General features: G+C 70.2%; 15 protein-coding genes and 1 pseudogene. 9 read left to right on the forward strand and 7 right to left on the reverse strand.

What is annotated here, in order from left to right; translation table 11 throughout:
• Positions 1 to 239 precede the first annotated feature (239 nt).
• Positions 240 to 737: a peptidylprolyl isomerase gene (locus G3I56_RS00005; protein WP_164406270.1), complete on the forward strand. Its 498-nt coding sequence runs from the start codon at positions 240 to 242 to the stop codon at positions 735 to 737.
• Between the two features lie 380 nt (positions 738 to 1,117).
• Positions 1,118 to 1,633, forward strand: a complete 516-nt coding sequence (locus G3I56_RS00010) for a MarR family transcriptional regulator (RefSeq protein WP_164406271.1) — start codon at positions 1,118 to 1,120, stop codon at positions 1,631 to 1,633.
• Between the two features lie 86 nt (positions 1,634 to 1,719).
• On the opposite strand, the gene G3I56_RS00015 is transcribed toward G3I56_RS00010, so the two are convergent.
• The 4 genes and pseudogenes from G3I56_RS00015 to G3I56_RS00030 all read right to left on the reverse strand — a co-directional run bounded on the left by G3I56_RS00015 (position 1,720) and on the right by G3I56_RS00030 (position 3,273).
• Positions 1,720 to 2,145 carry a PPOX class F420-dependent oxidoreductase gene (locus G3I56_RS00015; RefSeq protein ID WP_164406272.1) on the reverse strand — a complete coding sequence of 142 codons (426 nt, stop codon included), beginning with the start codon at positions 2,143 to 2,145 and terminating at the stop codon, positions 1,720 to 1,722.
• A 74-nt stretch (positions 2,146 to 2,219) separates the two neighbouring features.
• Positions 2,220 to 2,612, reverse strand: coding sequence for a nuclear transport factor 2 family protein (locus tag G3I56_RS00020; protein WP_164406273.1), 393 nt, complete (start codon positions 2,610 to 2,612; stop codon positions 2,220 to 2,222).
• Positions 2,609 to 2,839, reverse strand: a pseudogene (locus tag G3I56_RS00025) (hypothetical protein); the annotation flags it as partial. The gene G3I56_RS00020 and the pseudogene G3I56_RS00025, both read right to left, overlap by 4 nt.
• A gap of 53 nt (positions 2,840 to 2,892) precedes the next feature.
• Positions 2,893 to 3,273 (reverse strand): VOC family protein, encoded by a 381-nt coding sequence (locus G3I56_RS00030; protein ID WP_164406274.1) that lies wholly within the window; start codon positions 3,271 to 3,273, stop codon positions 2,893 to 2,895.
• A 438-nt stretch (positions 3,274 to 3,711) separates the two neighbouring features.
• Here G3I56_RS00030 and G3I56_RS00035 point away from each other — a divergent pair, with 438 nt between their 5' ends.
• The 5 genes from G3I56_RS00035 to G3I56_RS00055 all read left to right on the forward strand — a co-directional run bounded on the left by G3I56_RS00035 (position 3,712) and on the right by G3I56_RS00055 (position 10,003).
• Positions 3,712 to 4,617 carry an NADP-dependent oxidoreductase gene (locus G3I56_RS00035; protein ID WP_164406275.1) on the forward strand — a complete coding sequence of 302 codons (906 nt, stop codon included), beginning with the start codon at positions 3,712 to 3,714 and terminating at the stop codon, positions 4,615 to 4,617.
• Between the two features lie 79 nt (positions 4,618 to 4,696).
• A complete protein-coding gene (locus tag G3I56_RS00040) occupies positions 4,697 to 5,758 on the forward strand; it encodes an alkene reductase (protein ID WP_164406276.1) in 1,062 nt (353 codons plus the stop codon).
• 11 nt (positions 5,759 to 5,769) lie between these two features.
• Positions 5,770 to 6,249: a MarR family winged helix-turn-helix transcriptional regulator gene (locus tag G3I56_RS00045; RefSeq protein ID WP_164406277.1), complete on the forward strand. Its 480-nt coding sequence runs from the start codon at positions 5,770 to 5,772 to the stop codon at positions 6,247 to 6,249.
• A 160-nt stretch (positions 6,250 to 6,409) separates the two neighbouring features.
• Positions 6,410 to 6,751 carry a hypothetical protein gene (locus G3I56_RS00050; protein ID WP_164406278.1) on the forward strand — a complete coding sequence of 114 codons (342 nt, stop codon included), beginning with the start codon at positions 6,410 to 6,412 and terminating at the stop codon, positions 6,749 to 6,751.
• 315 nt (positions 6,752 to 7,066) lie between these two features.
• Positions 7,067 to 10,003, forward strand: coding sequence for a LuxR family transcriptional regulator (locus G3I56_RS00055; protein ID WP_164406279.1), 2,937 nt, complete (start codon positions 7,067 to 7,069; stop codon positions 10,001 to 10,003).
• Positions 10,004 to 10,079: 76 nt separating this feature from the next.
• Here the strand turns inward: G3I56_RS00055 and G3I56_RS00060 are convergent, their stop codons facing one another.
• The 3 genes from G3I56_RS00060 to G3I56_RS00070 form a co-directional block, all read right to left on the reverse strand.
• Positions 10,080 to 10,937, reverse strand: coding sequence for a hypothetical protein (locus G3I56_RS00060; protein WP_164406280.1), 858 nt, complete (start codon positions 10,935 to 10,937; stop codon positions 10,080 to 10,082).
• 107 nt (positions 10,938 to 11,044) lie between these two features.
• Positions 11,045 to 11,935 (reverse strand): hypothetical protein, encoded by an 891-nt coding sequence (locus G3I56_RS00065; RefSeq protein ID WP_164406281.1) that lies wholly within the window; start codon positions 11,933 to 11,935, stop codon positions 11,045 to 11,047.
• A complete protein-coding gene (locus G3I56_RS00070) occupies positions 11,932 to 12,279 on the reverse strand; it encodes a hypothetical protein (RefSeq protein WP_343239815.1) in 348 nt (115 codons plus the stop codon). Before G3I56_RS00070 ends, G3I56_RS00065 begins: the two co-directional genes overlap by 4 nt.
• A 310-nt stretch (positions 12,280 to 12,589) precedes the next feature.
• Here G3I56_RS00070 and G3I56_RS00075 point away from each other — a divergent pair, with 310 nt between their 5' ends.
• Both G3I56_RS00075 and G3I56_RS00080 read left to right on the forward strand, forming a co-directional pair.
• On the forward strand, positions 12,590 to 13,699 hold the full coding sequence (locus G3I56_RS00075) for an alpha/beta fold hydrolase (protein ID WP_164406285.1): 1,110 nt from the start codon (positions 12,590 to 12,592) through the stop codon (positions 13,697 to 13,699).
• Between the two features lies 1 nt (position 13,700).
• Positions 13,701 to 16,094, forward strand: coding sequence for a GMC family oxidoreductase (locus tag G3I56_RS00080; protein ID WP_164406287.1), 2,394 nt, complete (start codon positions 13,701 to 13,703; stop codon positions 16,092 to 16,094).
• The last annotated feature ends 25 nt before the right edge of the window (positions 16,095 to 16,119 follow it).

Here is a 16,119-nt window from a genome sequence, read left to right on the forward strand (position 1 = left end):
TGCACACTGCAACTTCACTACTGCTGCCCGGCAGTTCGTGTCTGCCAGGCCCTGCTGTCTCTCTGGGCTACGAGAGAAACCATAACCAGACCCACCACCGAATGTCTACTCCGGTCGACATAGATTTTCGCGCGTACCGACATCCGAGTGGAAGACCCCTGCGCCTACTCGGCGATCGTCGGCGCGGCCCGTGAGTGGGCTCCTCCGGCGGCGCTCCCGGGGCGTGGCAGGATGGCCTTGTGTCTACCAACGTATTCTTCGACATCACCATCGACGGCGACTCTGCGGGCCGCATCGTCTTCAAGCTGTACGACGACGTCGTTCCCAAAACCACGCAGAACTTCCGTGAGCTGGCCACCGGCCAGCACGGCTTCGGGTACGAGGGCTCCGGCTTCCACCGCGTCATCCCTGACTTCATGCTCCAGGGTGGCGACTTCACCCGTGGCGACGGCACGGGCGGCAAGAGCATCTACGGCGAGAAGTTCGCCGACGAGAACTTCAAGCTCAAGCACGACAAGCCGTTCCTGCTGTCCATGGCGAACGCCGGCCGGAACACCAACGGCTCGCAGTTCTTCATCACCACCATTCTCACTCCGTGGCTCGACAACAAGCACGTCGTCTTCGGCGAGGTCGTCGAGGGCCAGGACCTGGTCACGAAGATCGAGTCCCTGGGCTCCCAGTCCGGTACCACCCGCGCGAAGATCGTCATCGCATCCTCGGGCGTCGTGGGCGAGTAACACCCATCCTGACGAGGTCCGCCAGGCCGCCCGTGGCCGGCTGCCGCAGCCTTCGGTCTGCAGCGGCCGGCCACGCGTTCTTTCAGGACACGGACGACCCCTCCGACCCCTTCGCCGCCCGCCGCGCCGATCCCCGGCCGCGTGCGTGCTGCCCGTGAACGCACCCTGGGCCGCCGCGTCGAGCGCCTCGTCCGTAGGGGCCGCCAAGCCTGGTACGGGTTCCGGGATGACGAGTATCGACCCTGGACGACTGCTCGTCGGCAGGGAACGACTCCGCAACCAGGTCGGGCCGGACGGGTGGCAACTCGAGTCCGCAGGACCGGAACGGCAGTAACCTACAGTTAACTGTCCATGGAAGATAATTCTTCGGAAGATGAGTGATGGCTGACGCCGACCTGAAGCTGCTGTACCGGGAGCTGGTCTCGCTGGAGATCGAGCTGTGGGACGGCATCGAGGGGCGTTTGAGGGCGGAGTACGACCTGCCGTTGACCTCGTTCGAGGTGCTGCACCTGCTACTGCAGCAGCCCGGGCGGCGGATCCAGGACATCGCGGAGAAGTTCTCGATCACGGTGGGTGGCACGAGCAAGGTGGTCGATCGCCTTGAGGCGGCGGGCCTGTGTGAGCGGCGGGCCAATCCGAACGACCGCCGTTCCTCGATCGTCGAACTGACGCCCGAGGGGCGGAAGCTGGTGGACGGGGCGCTGAAGGTCTTCGAGGAGGAGTTGGAACTGCGTATCGGGTCGGTGATTCCCGAGCAGTCCGTACGCGAGGTGACCGCGGCCCTCAGCACGCTGCGGGCGGCCGGACGCGCCCTGGACGCGGAGCGGAAGGCGGCCTCGCAGACGCCGGTGCCGACCATGCGGGCGCCGAAGCAGCCCGGCCGACCGGCATCGTGAGCCGAGACGGCTCGGCAATGCCCGTGGGCTGATGGGCCGGGGCCGGACGAACACAAAGCCCGGCCCCGGCCCATCGGCCCCGCGATTCAGTCGGCGATACCGGCGAAGGCGATGACTTTGCCGATGTGGCACCGGACGAGGAGGTTGCCGGGGCCGCCGTTGCGTGCGGCGTACTCCTCGGTGCGGCCTTCGCCCATGTACCGGGCGCCCAGGAGGCCGCCCCAGCGCAGCATGCCGTCCGGGTCCTCGGAGATCGTCGCGCGGCCCTGGAGGAGTACGAACGCGTACGGGGGCCGGTCCTCGTCGACGCAGAGGGCGAACCGTCCGTCGCGGGCGAGGTTGCGGCCCTTGACCCCGTTCTTCTCGGTGGTGAGCACGATGTCGTCGCCGTCGAGGAGGAACCAGACCGGTGTGACGTGCGGGCTGCCGTCGGCGCGGGCGGTGGACAGCTTGCCGGTGCGGGTGCCGTGCGTGACGAACGCCCGCCACTGCTGCTCGGTCATCTTCCGCATGCGGGTGCCTTTCGTGTACGTACGGATCGGCTCGTGGGTGTCCGGGGCCGAGTCGGCCCCGGACACCGCGGGCTCTAGCCCCAGAAGGTGTCTTCGGCGGCCGGGTCGGCCGAGAAGAGCCACATCTCGGCGATCTTGCCGTTCTCGATCCGCAGGAGGTCGACGCCGTCCATGCCCAACGACGCGTCACCGCGGCGGCCGGTGAAGTGGATGGTGGCGGTGACCAGGTCTCCGTTGCCCATGAGGCTGTGGATCTTGTCGATGGCGAAGGAGCCCTGGCTGGTCTCCATCATGCTGCCGAGCATCTGGAAGACGGCGCCCTGGCCCTTGTGTTCGCCGGAGAACTGGTTGGCGCCGGGCTGGTGCCAGACGATGTCGGCGTCGAGGAGTTCACCGAGAGCGGCCATGTCTCCGGTCTGGACGGCCTGGAAGTAGGTGCGGGCGATGTCGATGTTCGCGCTGGTCATGTCGTTTGCTCCTGGGTTCTTGTGTGGGGGGTGGGTGGCTGTCGGGCGAAGTCGAGGCGGTCGTCGAGGGCAAGGCCGGCTTCGGTGAAAGCGGCCTCGATCTCGTTTCGGCCTTACCTGGAGTGGGCCCAGCTGTCGAAGTGGGCGGGGACGACCCGGCGGGCGCCGAGTATCTGTGCGGCCTCGGCACCCTGGGCGCTGTCGAGGGCGAGCAGAGCGCCTTCGAAGGCGCAGGCCATGCGGGCGCCGCCGAGGTCGCGTGGCGGGCCCACGCGGCCGGTCAGGGGGCGGGTGCGGAGAAGACGCCGAAGTGGTTGCCGGCCGTGTCCCGCAGCCGGGCGAAGGTGAAGCCCGCGGAGTCCGAGACCGGCTCCATGAGCACCTCGGCGCCCAGTTCGCCGGCGCGCCCGACGGTCGCGGTGACGTCCCGGACGAGGACGTAGAAGATCGCGTAGTTGGGGAACCTGCCCTCCGACTCCCACACGCCACCCGCAGGCTGCTGGGCACCGGGCGGCATCACCGAGTGGTAGGTGACGCCCGGGGTGTCGGTGTTGAGGACGAAGTTCCAGTCGAAGAGCTCGCCGTAGAACTCCTTGGCCTTCTCCGGCTGGTCGGTGCCGAACTCGAACCAGGCGACCGAGTTGAAGGCGGGAACGGTCATGACACTCACTCCTTGGCAGTCCCATGTCGGGACAGACGTAACTCTCCAGGGCGCGCTTGATCCGGAGGGTGCTTGCCGCGCTCCGCCGGAACGGCCCACGGGGCCCGCCTGCCGGAGGCGGGCGACCAAGGCCCTCGATCAGCCGCCCACCCAGCAAACCATTTAGATTCCATGGAATCAACTTCCAGGGATTATTGTTCCATGCGATACAGATTCGGCCGCCCCAGCCACCTCACCCCGCACACAGCACGGGAACGAGGCCGACCCCGGCGCGGGCGGGCCTGCCAGGCGGCGCGCACCACACCGGGCCGCTCGATCACGCCGGAGCCCTCCGCCCGGAAGCTCCCGGAAAGCAAATACTTGGCTAGCCACATGTTTGCTGTTAGGTTATTTATGTGTCTAGCCACCTAAGTGGGTGGCGACACGAGAGGAGTCGTCATGAAAGCCATCCTGTTCGACCGTTTCGGTGGCACGGAAGTGCTGCGCGAGGCGGACATCGAGATCCCGCAGCCCGGCCCCGGGCAGATCCGCGTCCGCGTCAAGGCAGCCGGGCTGAACGCGCTGGACGGCAAGATCCGCTCCGGGGCAATGGAGGCCGTGTTCCCCACGCCGCTGCCCGCCGTCCCCGGTGGCGAGCTCGCGGGCGTGGTGGACGCCCTGGGTGAGGGCGTGCGGAATGTGCGGGTGGGTGACGAGGTGCTGGGCTGGTCGGACACCGGCTCGTACGCCGAGTACGCGCTGGCCACCACCGTGGCCCCCAAGCCCGCCGGCCTCGACTGGCAGCACGCCGCCGCGCTGCCGACAGCGGGCGCGACGGCCGAGCGGGTCCTCGACCTGCTCGGCGTCGCCGCCGGGGAGACCGTACTGATGCACGGCGCGGCCGGAGCGGTCGGAACCCTGGCGGTCCAGCTCGCCACGGCCCGCGGAGCGCGCGTCATCGGCACCGCCGGCCCCGCCAACCAGGAGTACCTCACCGCGCTCGGCGCCACCGCGACCCTCTACGGCGAGGGCCTGGTCGAGCGGGTCCGGGCGCTCGCCCCCGACGGCGTGGACGCGGTGTTCGACCTGGCCGGGAAGGGAGCCCTTGAGGACTCCATCACCCTGCGCGGCGGCACCGACCGCATCGTCACCATCGCCGACTTCAGCGCGTACCAGCTCGGCATCACCTTCTCAAGCGCTCCCAGGGAACGCTCCGCCGCCGACCTGGCCGCACTGGCCCAGGACGCCGCGTCCGGCAAGGTCGTCACCACCGTCACCGCCTACCCGCTCGACCAGGCCGCCACGGCCCAGCAGGTCAGCGACGCCGGGCATGTCCGGGGCAAGCTCGTCCTCACCGTCGGCTGATCACGCCGGCCACTCCTCGCGCCACGCCCTCCCGCCTTCCCGATCACCACCTGTTCATCACCGCACCGAAGGACCATTCATGCTGCACTCCCTGTGGACACCGACCACCGTCGGTGACATCTCCCTCCCGCACCGCCTGGTCATGGCCCCCATGACCCGTGACCGCTCCACGCCTGAAGGCGTACCGACCGAGCTGAACGCCGAGTACTACGCCCAGCGGGCCTCGCACGCGCTCATCATCACCGAGGGAACCCAGCCCTCCGCCGACGGGCAGGGATACCTCCTCACCCCCGGAATCCACAATGACGAGCAGATCGCAGGGTGGCGCAAGGTCACCGACGCCGTGCACGCCGCCGACGGCCGCATCGTCATCCAGCTGATGCACACCGGACGCATCGCCCACCCCGACAACACCCCCCACGGGCGCCGGCCGGTCGCCCCTTCGGCGATCCGGCCGCAGGGCGCGATGTTCACCGCGTCCGGGCCCCAGGAGATGCCCACGCCCCGTGCTCTGTCGACGCACGAGGTCGCGGCGACCGTCGACGACTTCCGCCGCGCCGCAGCGGCTGCCGTGTCGGCAGGCGCCGACGGCGTGGAGATCCACGCCGCCAACGGCTACCTGGTGCACCAGTTCCTGTCCGACAACACCAACCAGCGCACCGACCGCTACGGCGGTTCCCTCGACAACCGCATCCGCTTCGCCGTCGAGGTGGCCGCTGCCGTGGCCGACGAGATCGGCGCCGACCGCACCGGGCTGCGGGTCTCCCCCGGCAACCCCTACAACGACATCGCCGAGTCCGACACCGCCGAGCTGTATCCGGCGCTCATGCGTGCCCTCAGCCCGCTCGGCCTCGCCTACCTACACGTCCTCCACGCCGGCGACGACGCGCTGCTGGGCACCCTGCGCGCGCTGTGGCCGACCAAACTGATCCTCAACCGGGCCGGCACCGACCTGCCCACCCGCGCGAAGGACATCGACCACGGCACGGCCGACCTCGTCTCCGTCGGCGCCCTCGCGCTGGCCAACCCCGACCTGGTGGAGCGGCTACGCTCTGACGCGCCGCTGAACACCCCCGACCCGGCGACCTTCTACGGCGGCGGAGTGGCCGGCTACACCGACTACCCCACCCACTCCGTCTGAGGAACCGCATCATGGCCGCTCCCACACCCCGCATCCCCACGACGGCCAGCGAGGGGCCGATGAGCTACGCGATCTTCCAGCTCGCCCGCGCTCACCGCGCCCGCGCCGCCGCCATACTCCGCGAGATGGATCTGCATCCTGGACAGGAACTGCTCCTGATGCACCTCCTTGACCGGGACGGCCAGACCCAGTCCGAGCTGCTCGAAAGCGTCGGCCTTGACCACTCCACCGTCTCCAAGTCCCTACGCCGCATGCAGGACGCCGGCCTGCTCATCCGCGAGCCGGCCGGACACGACCGGCGCGTCATGGTCATCCACCTGACCGACAAGGGCCATGCCATGCGCGAGCCCCTGGCAGCAATGTGGCGGGCCCTGGAGGAGACCTCCGCGCTGAACCTGTCGGTGCAGCAGGCGGAGTCCTTCGTCCACACCGCCTACGCCATCGCCGACGCGATCAACGGCCGCGCCGTTCCGCGGGAAGAGTCCGAGTAACTCCCCTCGGCCCGCACCCCGGTTCCGGCGTGGAGGGCGCTTCATTACCGGCGTTCTCGCGAAGCGGACAGTGCTCCAGCGCACTCGGCTCACGAAGACCCGTGCTGGGCTGACCGCCTCGACCTGCGGAGGAAGCCTCACTGCCTCCTATACTCCTGGCGTGTTTGATAGGTCCGACTTCTTCCACGTTTCGTCCGTGCTCAATCGGCGGTCGATCGCACAGCATGGCCTCGACTGGACCCGGATGGGCGCCGCGCGGGGAATCGCCGGCAGTCGCCGCCCTGAGGTGGAGGGGATCTTCGTCTGCCGGGGCGAGGAGACAGCGGAGTTCTTCCTTCAGATCAACAACACCGGTGGGCCGGTTGATCTCTGGTCCGTGGACGGCATCGATGAGGGGTTGCTCCTCGACAACGGCAACGGATTCGCCTACCTGCCCGACCGCGTAGCAGCCGCGCAAGTCCGCCTCGTGCGATCAGACGTTCCTCCGCAGCCTGGTTTTTGACTTCGCGCGGCGGTACGGCTGGGGGGGCAGGCCCACGCGGAATCTGGCTGCGAGCTCGGCGAAGGTGTGGTCGCAGCGCGGAGGTGGACAGATGCGGCCCGGCTGGGTGGGCGATGACTCGGGCTCCAGGCGGAGAAAGCCACCCGTCTCCGACCGGACCGGCGGCTCGCCCTGTGAGAACCGTCCGTCCCGGTTCACCGACGCAGCGGTTACGACGATCAACAGGAGAGAATGATATGTGAGGGGAATGTAAAGACGCGGGGGGCAACTATGGGAGCGGACAGGGTAGTTGGGGACAGCGGGAACGGGGCTCCGTTGCTGGGCCGCTCCGTCGAACTGGCCCGGTTCGACGCGCTGCTCGACCGTGCGGCAGACGACGCGCGCGGCACGGCACGGGGCGAGGAGCTCCGTGACAGCGGCCGTTCCCGGCTCGTCGACATCACCGGTGAGGCCGGCATCGGCAAGAGCCGGCTGCTCGGCGAGGTCTGCGCGCGGGCGCGCCGACGCGGTATGACGGTACTGCGCGGCAGAGCCACGGAGTACGAGCGGCAGGTGCCGTTCCAGGTGTTCACCGACGCGCTCGCCCACCTCGACCCGCACGCTCTGGACGGCTTCCAGGAGACCGACGCGGTGACGCCCCTTCTCCAGCGGAGCGGCGCGGTCGACCGTTTCGAACTGCACCGGTCCACGGCCGTCCTGCTCGCCCGGCTCGCCGCCCCGTCCGGGCTGCTGCTGGCCCTCGACGACCTGCACTGGGCGGACCCGGCGTCACTGGAGTTACTGGACCATCTCGTACGCCATCCCGTGCACGCCCCCGTCGTCCTGGCCGTGACACGCCGTGACCGCCAGAGTCCCGAGTCCCTCGCCGCCAGGCTCACCCGGGAACTCGACACCGGCACGGTCGTCAGACTCGGTCTGAGACCGCTGAGCGCACGCGACTGCGCCGAACTGGCCGGCCCCGGCCTGCCGCCCGCCGAGACCGCCGAGCTGTACGCCGCGAGCGAGGGCAACCCGTTCTACTTCCTGACCCTCCTCCAGGCCCATCGCGGAAGTACGTCGCCCGAGTCATCGGCGCCGCCCGGACTCGGCACCCTGCTGCTGGACGAACTGACCGTGCTCGCCCCCTCCCGGCGCGGCATCGTGGACGCCGTGGCCGTACTGGGCGAGCACGCCACCCCGGCGATGGTGAGCCGGGTGACCGGCCGCTCCGGCACCGCGTTCACCGCCGACGTCCACGCTCTCACCCGACGCGACCTGTTGCGCTCCGCCCCGCAGGGCCTGCTGACCCTGCGGCATCCGGTCGTGCGAACCCTTGTGCACGAAAGCACACCCTTCTTGAGGCGCGTCGAGATGCACCGGCTCGCCGCGCAGGAACTGGCCCGCGCAGGTGCCTCCGCCGCCGTGCGGGCCCACCATGTGGCACAGTCGCTGACCGCCTGGGACCCGGCAGCGGTGGCCGTACTCGACGAGGCCGCCGCCCGAACCGCCCGAACGGCCCCGGCGAGTTGCGCCCACTGGCTCGATGTGGCGCTCCGTCACCTTCCGCACACTCCCGAACACACCGCCCGGCGGCGCGAGTTGGTCCTGAGGCGGGCCCGCGCCCTGGCCGCGTGCGGTGGCCTGCGCGAGAGCCGCGACCTGCTCCAGGAGCTGATCGCCACCCCGCGGCGGTCACCCGGTGGCCCGGCCACCGGCGAGAACAAGGGCTTCGGCGAGCACCAAGACCGCCTCAGAGTGCGCGCGGTCGTCCTGTGCGCGCTGGTGGAGCGTCATCTGGGGCGCTGCACGGAGGCAGTCGCGCTGTTGCGCCGCGAGCTGGCTCGCGACCCCGCCCCGGCCGACGTCGTCCGGCTCGGCCTGGAGCTGGGTTCGGCCGCGCCCCAGGACAGCGACACCTCGTACGCCCAGGTACGCACCGAGGTCGAGGTGGCGCTCACGGCGGCCCGGTCCATGGGGGACGAGGTCGGGGAGGCGGGCGTCCTCGCTGTCGCCGCCCTGGGAGAGGCGTACGAGGGCAACATGACCGCCGCGCACGGATTCGCCCGGCAGGCCGCCGCCCTGGTCGACTCCCTGCCCGACAACGACCTCACCGCGCTGTGCGAACCACTGGCCCGGCTCGGCTGGGCGGAGGCCTTCCTGGAGCACTACCCGGACGCGGAGCGGCATGCGGAGCGCGGCCTCGACATCGCCCGCCGCAGCGGCCAGCTCTATGTCGTGCCCCATCTGCTGCTGTGCCTGTCCCATGTCCGGGTCCAGACCTGCCGGATCTCCTCGGCGCTGGAACTCGCCGACCAGGCCGAGGACATCGCCCGCGGGATCGGCAGCGACCAGTTGCTCGCGTTCGTACTGGCGAGCAAGGCCGCGGCACTCGTCACCGCCTGCCCGCCGGGCGATCCGCGCCCTCTCGCCGTCGCCGAGGAGGCGGTGGCCGCGGCCGGTACCGGGGTCGACTGGTGGGCCTCCACCGCCTGGTGCATCTTCGGTTGGGCCGCGCTCATGGCCGGCGACCCGGTCCGGGCCCGGGACGCGATGCTCCATGCGGGCGGCCCCGAACTGCAGCGGATCCAGCCCTCGCTGCGGCCTCTCTACCTGGAGATCCTGGTCACGTCCGCACTGGTGACGGGCAGGCCCGAGGAGGCCCGTGGCTGGGCCGAGCGGGCGCGCAAGGAGGCGGAACAACTGGGTCTGCCGATGCAGCGGTCGTCCGCGCTGCGCAGCGCCGCCCATCTGCCGCTGGCGCAGGGGGACACGGCAGCGGCGGCGGACCTGTTCGCGGAGGCCGCGGCGGAGAGCGCCCGCTGCGGCGCGGTCTTCTGGGAGGCCCACTCCCTGTTGCTCGGCGCCCCGCTGGAAGCGGCGGCGGGCCACGGCCGGGACGGCACGCGCGCCTGGCTCAGGGGGCGCCGGCTCGCCGAGGCGGGCGGCAGCGGAATGCTGGTCGGCCTCGCCGACGCCACCCGTCCGCCCGGTGGCGGCTCCGAGGCTCCGTACGGTTCCCCGGACCGCGCCGAACTCACCCAGCTGCTGGCCACCCTGACCGCCCGGGAGCTGGAGATAGCCGAACTGGTGGCGCAGGGGCTCACCAGCCAGGCCATCGCGGACCGGCTCTACGTCAGCCGGCGTACCGTCGAGACCCATGTCTCCCGCGCCTTCCGCAAGACCGGGGTCTCCTCACGTACCGCCCTGGCCACGCTGATGGCCCGCCGCCGCACCGGGAGCCGTTTCGGGGACGCCCGCGCGGAGCAGGACTGAGCCCGGTCCGGGAGCCGTCGGCGGTGATCGGTGAGCCTCCGCGAACCGGCCACCGCCGTCTCGGCCGGGAAGCCGCCTACCTGACGTCGACGAAGTCGGCGGGCGCCGTCGCGGGGCCGGTCGTGGTGGTGCCGGCGAAGACGAAGCGGTAGAAGCCGTCGGAGCCGGCCTTGGTGGTGGTGCTCAAGGTGCCGGTGCGGCTGGTCTTGACCGTCTTGAGGGTGGTGAAGGTGCTGCCGCCCTTCTTGCGGAACTGCAGCTTCACCGGCTGGGTCGCGTATCCCGTGGTCTTGCCCGTGCTCCAGTCGGCGCGGGTCAGCTTGCCGGTGACCGTGATGGTCCTGCCCCTCTTCACCGGCTCCGGGGAAGCGTTGGCGGTCAGCGCGGCGGCACGCTTGATGCTGCTCCTGGCGACGTCGTCGTCGATACTGATGTTCAGGTAGAGATCGAAGGAGCCCAGGAAGAGCTTCCAGGGCCCCGCGGTGCCGTTGCCGTCCTTGAAGTCGACCGCGGGGTCGATGGTGAAGACCGCCTTGCAGCTGTAGCTGTAGCCGCCCTCGACCGTCGTCTCCGTGCAGACGGGATCGTCGTCCGTCCCCAGGGCGCCGGTGATGGTGTCCGTGCTCGAACTGTCGGTGCCCTGCCACAGGAACGCCTGGGTGAGGGCCAGGCCCTCCTCGTCGAAGGCGGTGAACGTGACGGGAACGGCCTTCTTGCCCTTTACGCCGAGAACGATGTCCTTGCCCTTGTTGACGACCCCGTCCTTGAAGGTGGTGGCGCCCAGCGCGTCCTTCGGCTGGACGCTCCCCGAGGCGAAGGCTCTGAGATCCGTCGCCGCCCCAGCGTGCGACGCTCCCTGGGCGGCGCCCGGAAGAACGAGCGCCGAGAGTACGGCGGCGCCGGCAAGGACGGTGGTCGCAGTGTGTGTACGCATGTGATTCCCCCAAGGTAAAGTCGGGCAGTCCTGTCGAACTGGGCTCGCGGCAGGGCCCGTTGATGTGGTGAAGAGGTCGGTGCACGCCTGGATCCCGTGGAAGGGGCTCAGGGCGTGGGAGAGCTGAGGATGTCGTCGAGGTCGAAGCTGTAGTCGGGCGTCGGATAGAGGTCTGTCGGGTAGAGGTCAGTCGGGTAGTAGTCCGTCGGCAGGGAGCCCGGTACGGGTACATCGGCCGGGTCGGCGGTGGGCTTGCCGTCCGGGCTGCACACCTGCGGTGCCGAGGGCTCGGACAGTTCGTAGTCGGCGACCCGCTTCGACCGGAAGTCCACCGTGGCGCGACCCCAGGCGTCGTCCTCGCCGCCGACCGGGACTTCCTTGGGCAGTTCCTTGCTCGTCAGCGGCTTGCCCACGGTGATCGAGAGGAGGGCTCCCTCGCAGGGGCTGCGGTCCGTCGCGTAGAGGGACGTGGGCAGGGTGATCTTCCGCTCGACGCCCGCGTCCACCTGGAGTTCGACGCGTTTCCCCCGGCGGATGTCGAAGTAGTAGTCGGGTCGCGTCCCGTCCGAGAGGCGTTCGCCGTCGGCGCCGTTCGCGACTCCGTACACCAGCTTCCAGAACTCGACCTGCACGGTGATCTTCCGGCAGAGCGGTCCGTTGTACCCCGGCAGGCTGACAACCTCCACCTCGTCGCTCCCGTAGTTCTCCTTGGGCGTGTCGACGAAGCGCCCGACCCAGTCCGCGGACTCCTCGGCCGTCCACCCCTTGTTGTCGTAGCAACCGGACGCCCCGGTCGGATACGGAGGAGTGAGAGAGGGGGTGGGCGAAGGGCTCGGCGACTCGGACAGCCCCGTCGCGCTCTCGGACGGTTCCCCGGAAAGGGAGGTGCCGTGGGCGCTCGAACAACCCCCGGTGAACAGGACGACCACGGCGAGGGCCGCGACGACGGGCCCGACGGACCCGTTCCGCCCGGGTATGCGCCTCGGTACGTACCTCATCGGTCGAACCAGTTCCTGGCTTCCGCGGAGCTGAAGCCCCGCAGCACGACGAGGGCCAGGACGATGCCCGGGAGAACCGAGACGCCGCTCTGGAACAGGCCCACCACACCGCTCAGCAGAACCAGCGACTCGATGACGATGACCGTGACACGTATCCCGTTCGACCGCTTGTCCGCGAACACGCCGCACAACAGAAGCGCCCCGGCGATCACCAGCGTCAGCACCGCCAGGAACCGGAGCATCCCGGATCCTTCGTCCTGACCGTGGTCCGCCGCGTCGTTCATCAGGGCCAGAGACAGGAATCCCACCACCAGGTTCAGCACGCCCTGGATCCATACCCCCACCAACGCCAGCCTGACGCTCCTAGGCATTTGTGCTTTCACACTCGATGTCGTCATGAACGCAAGAAAACGGCACACATGTCAGGAACACGTCGGTAGGAGTACGTACTCCATGTACGTACGTGCCATCGCCGCCCGGCCGCCGCGATCTCCTCCGCCGTCGCTTCGAGAGTGACCCGGCGTCGTCGCATCGGCGCCGTGACCTGCCGATTTCAGGTTTTCCGCAGGTACACCGAAGCCCGGAGCGCCACGATGGCGTCTGCCTGGCCGCCGACACCGTCGTGGGGCGGCCGACCGACTGAGGGGGACAATCATGCCGATCCAGAAAGCCGCCGTCCCCCGTCACACCACAACCGGCGTTCCCGACGCCCAGGTCACCGTCCACCCCGTCACCACGGACGACGGACTCGGCCTCCAACTGACCCGTTTCCGCCGGGCGGAGTGCGACGACGTCGTACTCCTCGTACACGGACTGACCGCGTCCAGCGACCTGTTCATCATGCCCGAGCACCGGAATCTGGCGACCTGCCTCCTCGACGACGGTTTCACGGACGTATGGACGCTCGACATGCGAATGAGCAACCGCTTCCCGTACAACACGGAACCGCACGCGCACACCCTCGACGACATCGCCCTGTACGACTACCCGGCCGCGCTCACCGAACTGCGCCGGCATGTCGGCGAACGGCGGGTGCACGTCGTGGCGCACTGTCTCGGGTCGATGACCTTCCTCATGAGCCTGTACGCCGGTGCCGTACGGGACGTCACCAGCGTCGTCACCAGCGCGGTCGGCCTGCTGATGCGCGTACCGGCCTGGTCGCGCTGGAAGCTGGCGTACGGCCCCGCACTCGTCGAGGGCGCGCTCGGGCTGTCCCAGCTCGACCCCCGGGGCGGCGACGCGGCCTGGTTCAGCCGGACGGGGTTGTTCGCCCGCCTGGTGTCGCTGGCACACCCGGAGTGCGACAACCCGGCCTGCCACATGGTGAGTTTCATGTGGGGCACCGGCTGGCCCGCGCTCTACAGCCACGACAGGCTCGACCCCGTCACCCACGACCGCGTCGCGGACCTGCTCGGCCCTGTCGGGCTGGGCTACCACCGGCACATCGGCAGGATCGTACGGGCGGGTCGTGCCGTGAAGTACGACGACACCGAGCCGCGTCACACGCACCTCCCGGACGACTACCTCGCGGCGGCGGCCAAGGGCGGCCCACCGGTGCTGTTCCTGACCGGCGAGCACAACCGCGTCTTCGGGGACTCCGTCGTCCAGGAGCACGAGGAGATGTCGCGCGAGACCGCCGACCCCGACCGCTACGAACTGTTCGTCGCCCCCGGCTACGGCTACGTGGACACGATCATCGGCCGGGACGCGCACCGGGACGTGTTCCCGCACCTCCTCGATTTCCTCCACCGAAGGGCTGTGTGAGATGCGGGAGTTGCCTGCGGACACCCCGTCCGAACACGTCGGCACCGTCGTCGTCGGCTCGGGGTTCGGCGGCTCCGTGGCCGCGTACCGGCTGGCCGCGGCCGGACAGCGGGTGGTCCTGCTGGAACGCGGACGCGCCTACCCGCCCGGCGGCTTCGCCCGTTCCCCGGCCGAACTCGGCCGTGCGTTCTGGGACCCGCGGGCAGGCCTGCAAGGCCTGTTCGACGTGTGGAGTTTCCGCGCCTTCGACTCCGTCGTCGCCAGCGGACTGGGCGGCGGATCGCTCATCTACGCGAGCGTGCTGCTGCGCAAGGACGAACGCTGGTTCGTCGACGAACAGCCGCTGCCCGGCGGCGGCTACGAGGCCTGGCCCGTCGGCCGAGCCGAACTCGACCCGCACTACGACGAGGTCGAGCGGATGCTCCGCCCGGTCCCGTACCCGCTCGACCGCCCCGGCTACACGGACACACCCCGGGCGCACGCGATGCGTGAAGCGGCCGAACGGCTGGGCCTGACGGCGGAACGGCCGCCGCTCGCGATCAGTTTCGCCCCACGGCCGGGCGCCGACCCCGAGCCCGGACTGCCGATGGCCGACACCGGCCAGGGCAACCTGCACGGTGTCGGTCGCCGTACCTGCCGCCTGTGCGGTGAGTGCAACCTCGGCTGCAACGACGGTGCCAAGAACAGCCTCGACCACACCTATCTGTCGGCGGCACGGCGGCACGGTGCCGAACTGCGCACCGGGCACGAGGTGCGCGCGGTGCGGGCACTCGCACGAGGCCGATACGCGGTGGACTACGTCAGACACGGAACACACGGACCGAATGGCGAAGGGGGAGGGGAAAGGGGTGATCCGGACGGCCGCGGGGACGGAGGAGGCGTGTCCGGATCACCCCTCCCCTACGGATCGCCCCGTACCTCCCGAACACTCCACACCATCAGCTGCGACCGTCTGGTCCTCGCCGCCGGCACCTACAACACGGTCTCGCTGCTGCTGCGTTCCCGCCGGAACCTGCCCGGTCTGAGCCCGGCGATCGGCAGCCGGTTCTCGACGAACGGCGACCACCTCGCGTTCGTGCTCCGGGCCAGGCGGGGCGACGAGCCCCGGCCGATGCGTCCCAGCCGCGGTCCGGTCATCACCAGCTCCATCCGGCTGCCCGACGAACTGGACGGCGTACCGGGCGCGGGGCGCGGAGGGTACATCCAGGACGCGGGATACCCGGGTTTCGTGGAGTGGCTCGTCGAAGGCGCCCACGCACCGCAGGGAGTCTCCCGGGCGGCCCGCTTCCTGGCCGGGAGGCTGCGCGACCGGATCTCCCGCGCCCCGGACCCCAGCCTCTCGGGCGCGTTCGCCGAGCTTCTCGGCGACGGCGCGTTCACCGGTACGTCCCTGCCGCTGCTCGCGATGGGCCGAGATGTGCCGGACGGCGAACTGCGCATGCGTGGCGGCCGGTTGGACAGCACCTGGACGGTACAGGGCGGCAGCGCGGCCCAGTTCGAGCGGACGCGCACACTCATGCGGCAGATCGCCGGCGCGCTCGGCGGCGGATACGCCGACCATCCGCTCTGGCACCGGGACCGCGTCCTCACGGTGCACCCGCTGGGCGGCGCCCCCATCGGCCGGCACCCCGGCACCGGGGTCTGCGATCCGTACGGCGAGGTCTTCGGCCACCCGGGCCTGTACGTCGCGGACGGGGCGGCGATGCCCGGCCCGGTGGGCCCCAACCCTGCCCTCACCATCGCGGCCCTGGCCGACCGAATGTGCACCCGCCTGCTGGAGGAGCGCCGGCCTGCCACTCCAAAGGCGGTCGCGCACCGCACGTATCCCCGTCGCACCTCGCTCCAGTTCACGGAGGAACTGCGCGGACGCTACGCACCCGGTGCGGACGGGTCCCGGGCCGAACCGTTCGCGTTCCGGCTCACTGTCACGGCCGACGACGTGGACGCCTTCCTGGACGAACCGGACCATGAGGCGCGCGCGGACGGCTGGATCGACAGCCCCTCCTTCGGAGGGCGCCGCCCCGTCCTGCACGGCAGCGTCCGCCTGTTCGCGGACGGCCTCGGCACGATGCGCTACCGGCTCCACTTCACCGACGCCGACGGTCGCCCACGCACCTTCGCCGGCCGCAAGGACCTGGTGCCCGGCGCCCCGGCCCGCCTGTGGACCGACACGACCAGGCTGGCCTTCCGCGTCCTGAACGGACACGTCCACGAACCGGGCGGGACCGACGCCGAGACACTGGGCACGGGGACGGCGGATCTCGGCGCCACCGATCTCGCCCGCCTGCTCACCACGTTCCGCACAACAGGCCCGCACGGCACCGCGGCACTCACTCGCTTCGGCCGCTTCTTCGCCGGCGAACTCTGGAACACCTACGCCCTGCGGCGCCCCTGAGAAACTCGCTCGTGCTGTTGGGGAA

The organism is Streptomyces sp. SID12488, assembly GCF_010548275.1.
Lineage (GTDB): Bacteria > Actinomycetota > Actinomycetes > Streptomycetales > Streptomycetaceae > Streptomyces.

What these genes read in the sequence shown, in the direction of transcription:
- G3I56_RS00010 (WP_164406271.1), top strand. Translation starts at nt 1,118, where the DNA reads ATGGCTGACGCCGACCTGAAGCTGCTGTACCGGGAGCTGGTCTCGCTG.
- G3I56_RS00015 (WP_164406272.1), bottom strand. Translation starts at nt 2,145, where the DNA reads ATGCGGAAGATGACCGAGCAGCAGTGGCGGGCGTTCGTCACGCACGGC.
- G3I56_RS00020 (WP_164406273.1), bottom strand. Translation starts at nt 2,612, where the DNA reads ATGACCAGCGCGAACATCGACATCGCCCGCACCTACTTCCAGGCCGTC.
- G3I56_RS00030 (WP_164406274.1), bottom strand. Translation starts at nt 3,273, where the DNA reads ATGACCGTTCCCGCCTTCAACTCGGTCGCCTGGTTCGAGTTCGGCACC.
- G3I56_RS00035 (WP_164406275.1), top strand. Translation starts at nt 3,712, where the DNA reads ATGAAAGCCATCCTGTTCGACCGTTTCGGTGGCACGGAAGTGCTGCGC.
- G3I56_RS00040 (WP_164406276.1), top strand. Translation starts at nt 4,697, where the DNA reads ATGCTGCACTCCCTGTGGACACCGACCACCGTCGGTGACATCTCCCTC.
- G3I56_RS00045 (WP_164406277.1), top strand. Translation starts at nt 5,770, where the DNA reads ATGGCCGCTCCCACACCCCGCATCCCCACGACGGCCAGCGAGGGGCCG.
- G3I56_RS00060 (WP_164406280.1), bottom strand. Translation starts at nt 10,937, where the DNA reads ATGCGTACACACACTGCGACCACCGTCCTTGCCGGCGCCGCCGTACTC.
- G3I56_RS00065 (WP_164406281.1), bottom strand. Translation starts at nt 11,935, where the DNA reads ATGAGGTACGTACCGAGGCGCATACCCGGGCGGAACGGGTCCGTCGGG.
- G3I56_RS00075 (WP_164406285.1), top strand. Translation starts at nt 12,590, where the DNA reads ATGCCGATCCAGAAAGCCGCCGTCCCCCGTCACACCACAACCGGCGTT.
- G3I56_RS00080 (WP_164406287.1), top strand. Translation starts at nt 13,701, where the DNA reads ATGCGGGAGTTGCCTGCGGACACCCCGTCCGAACACGTCGGCACCGTC.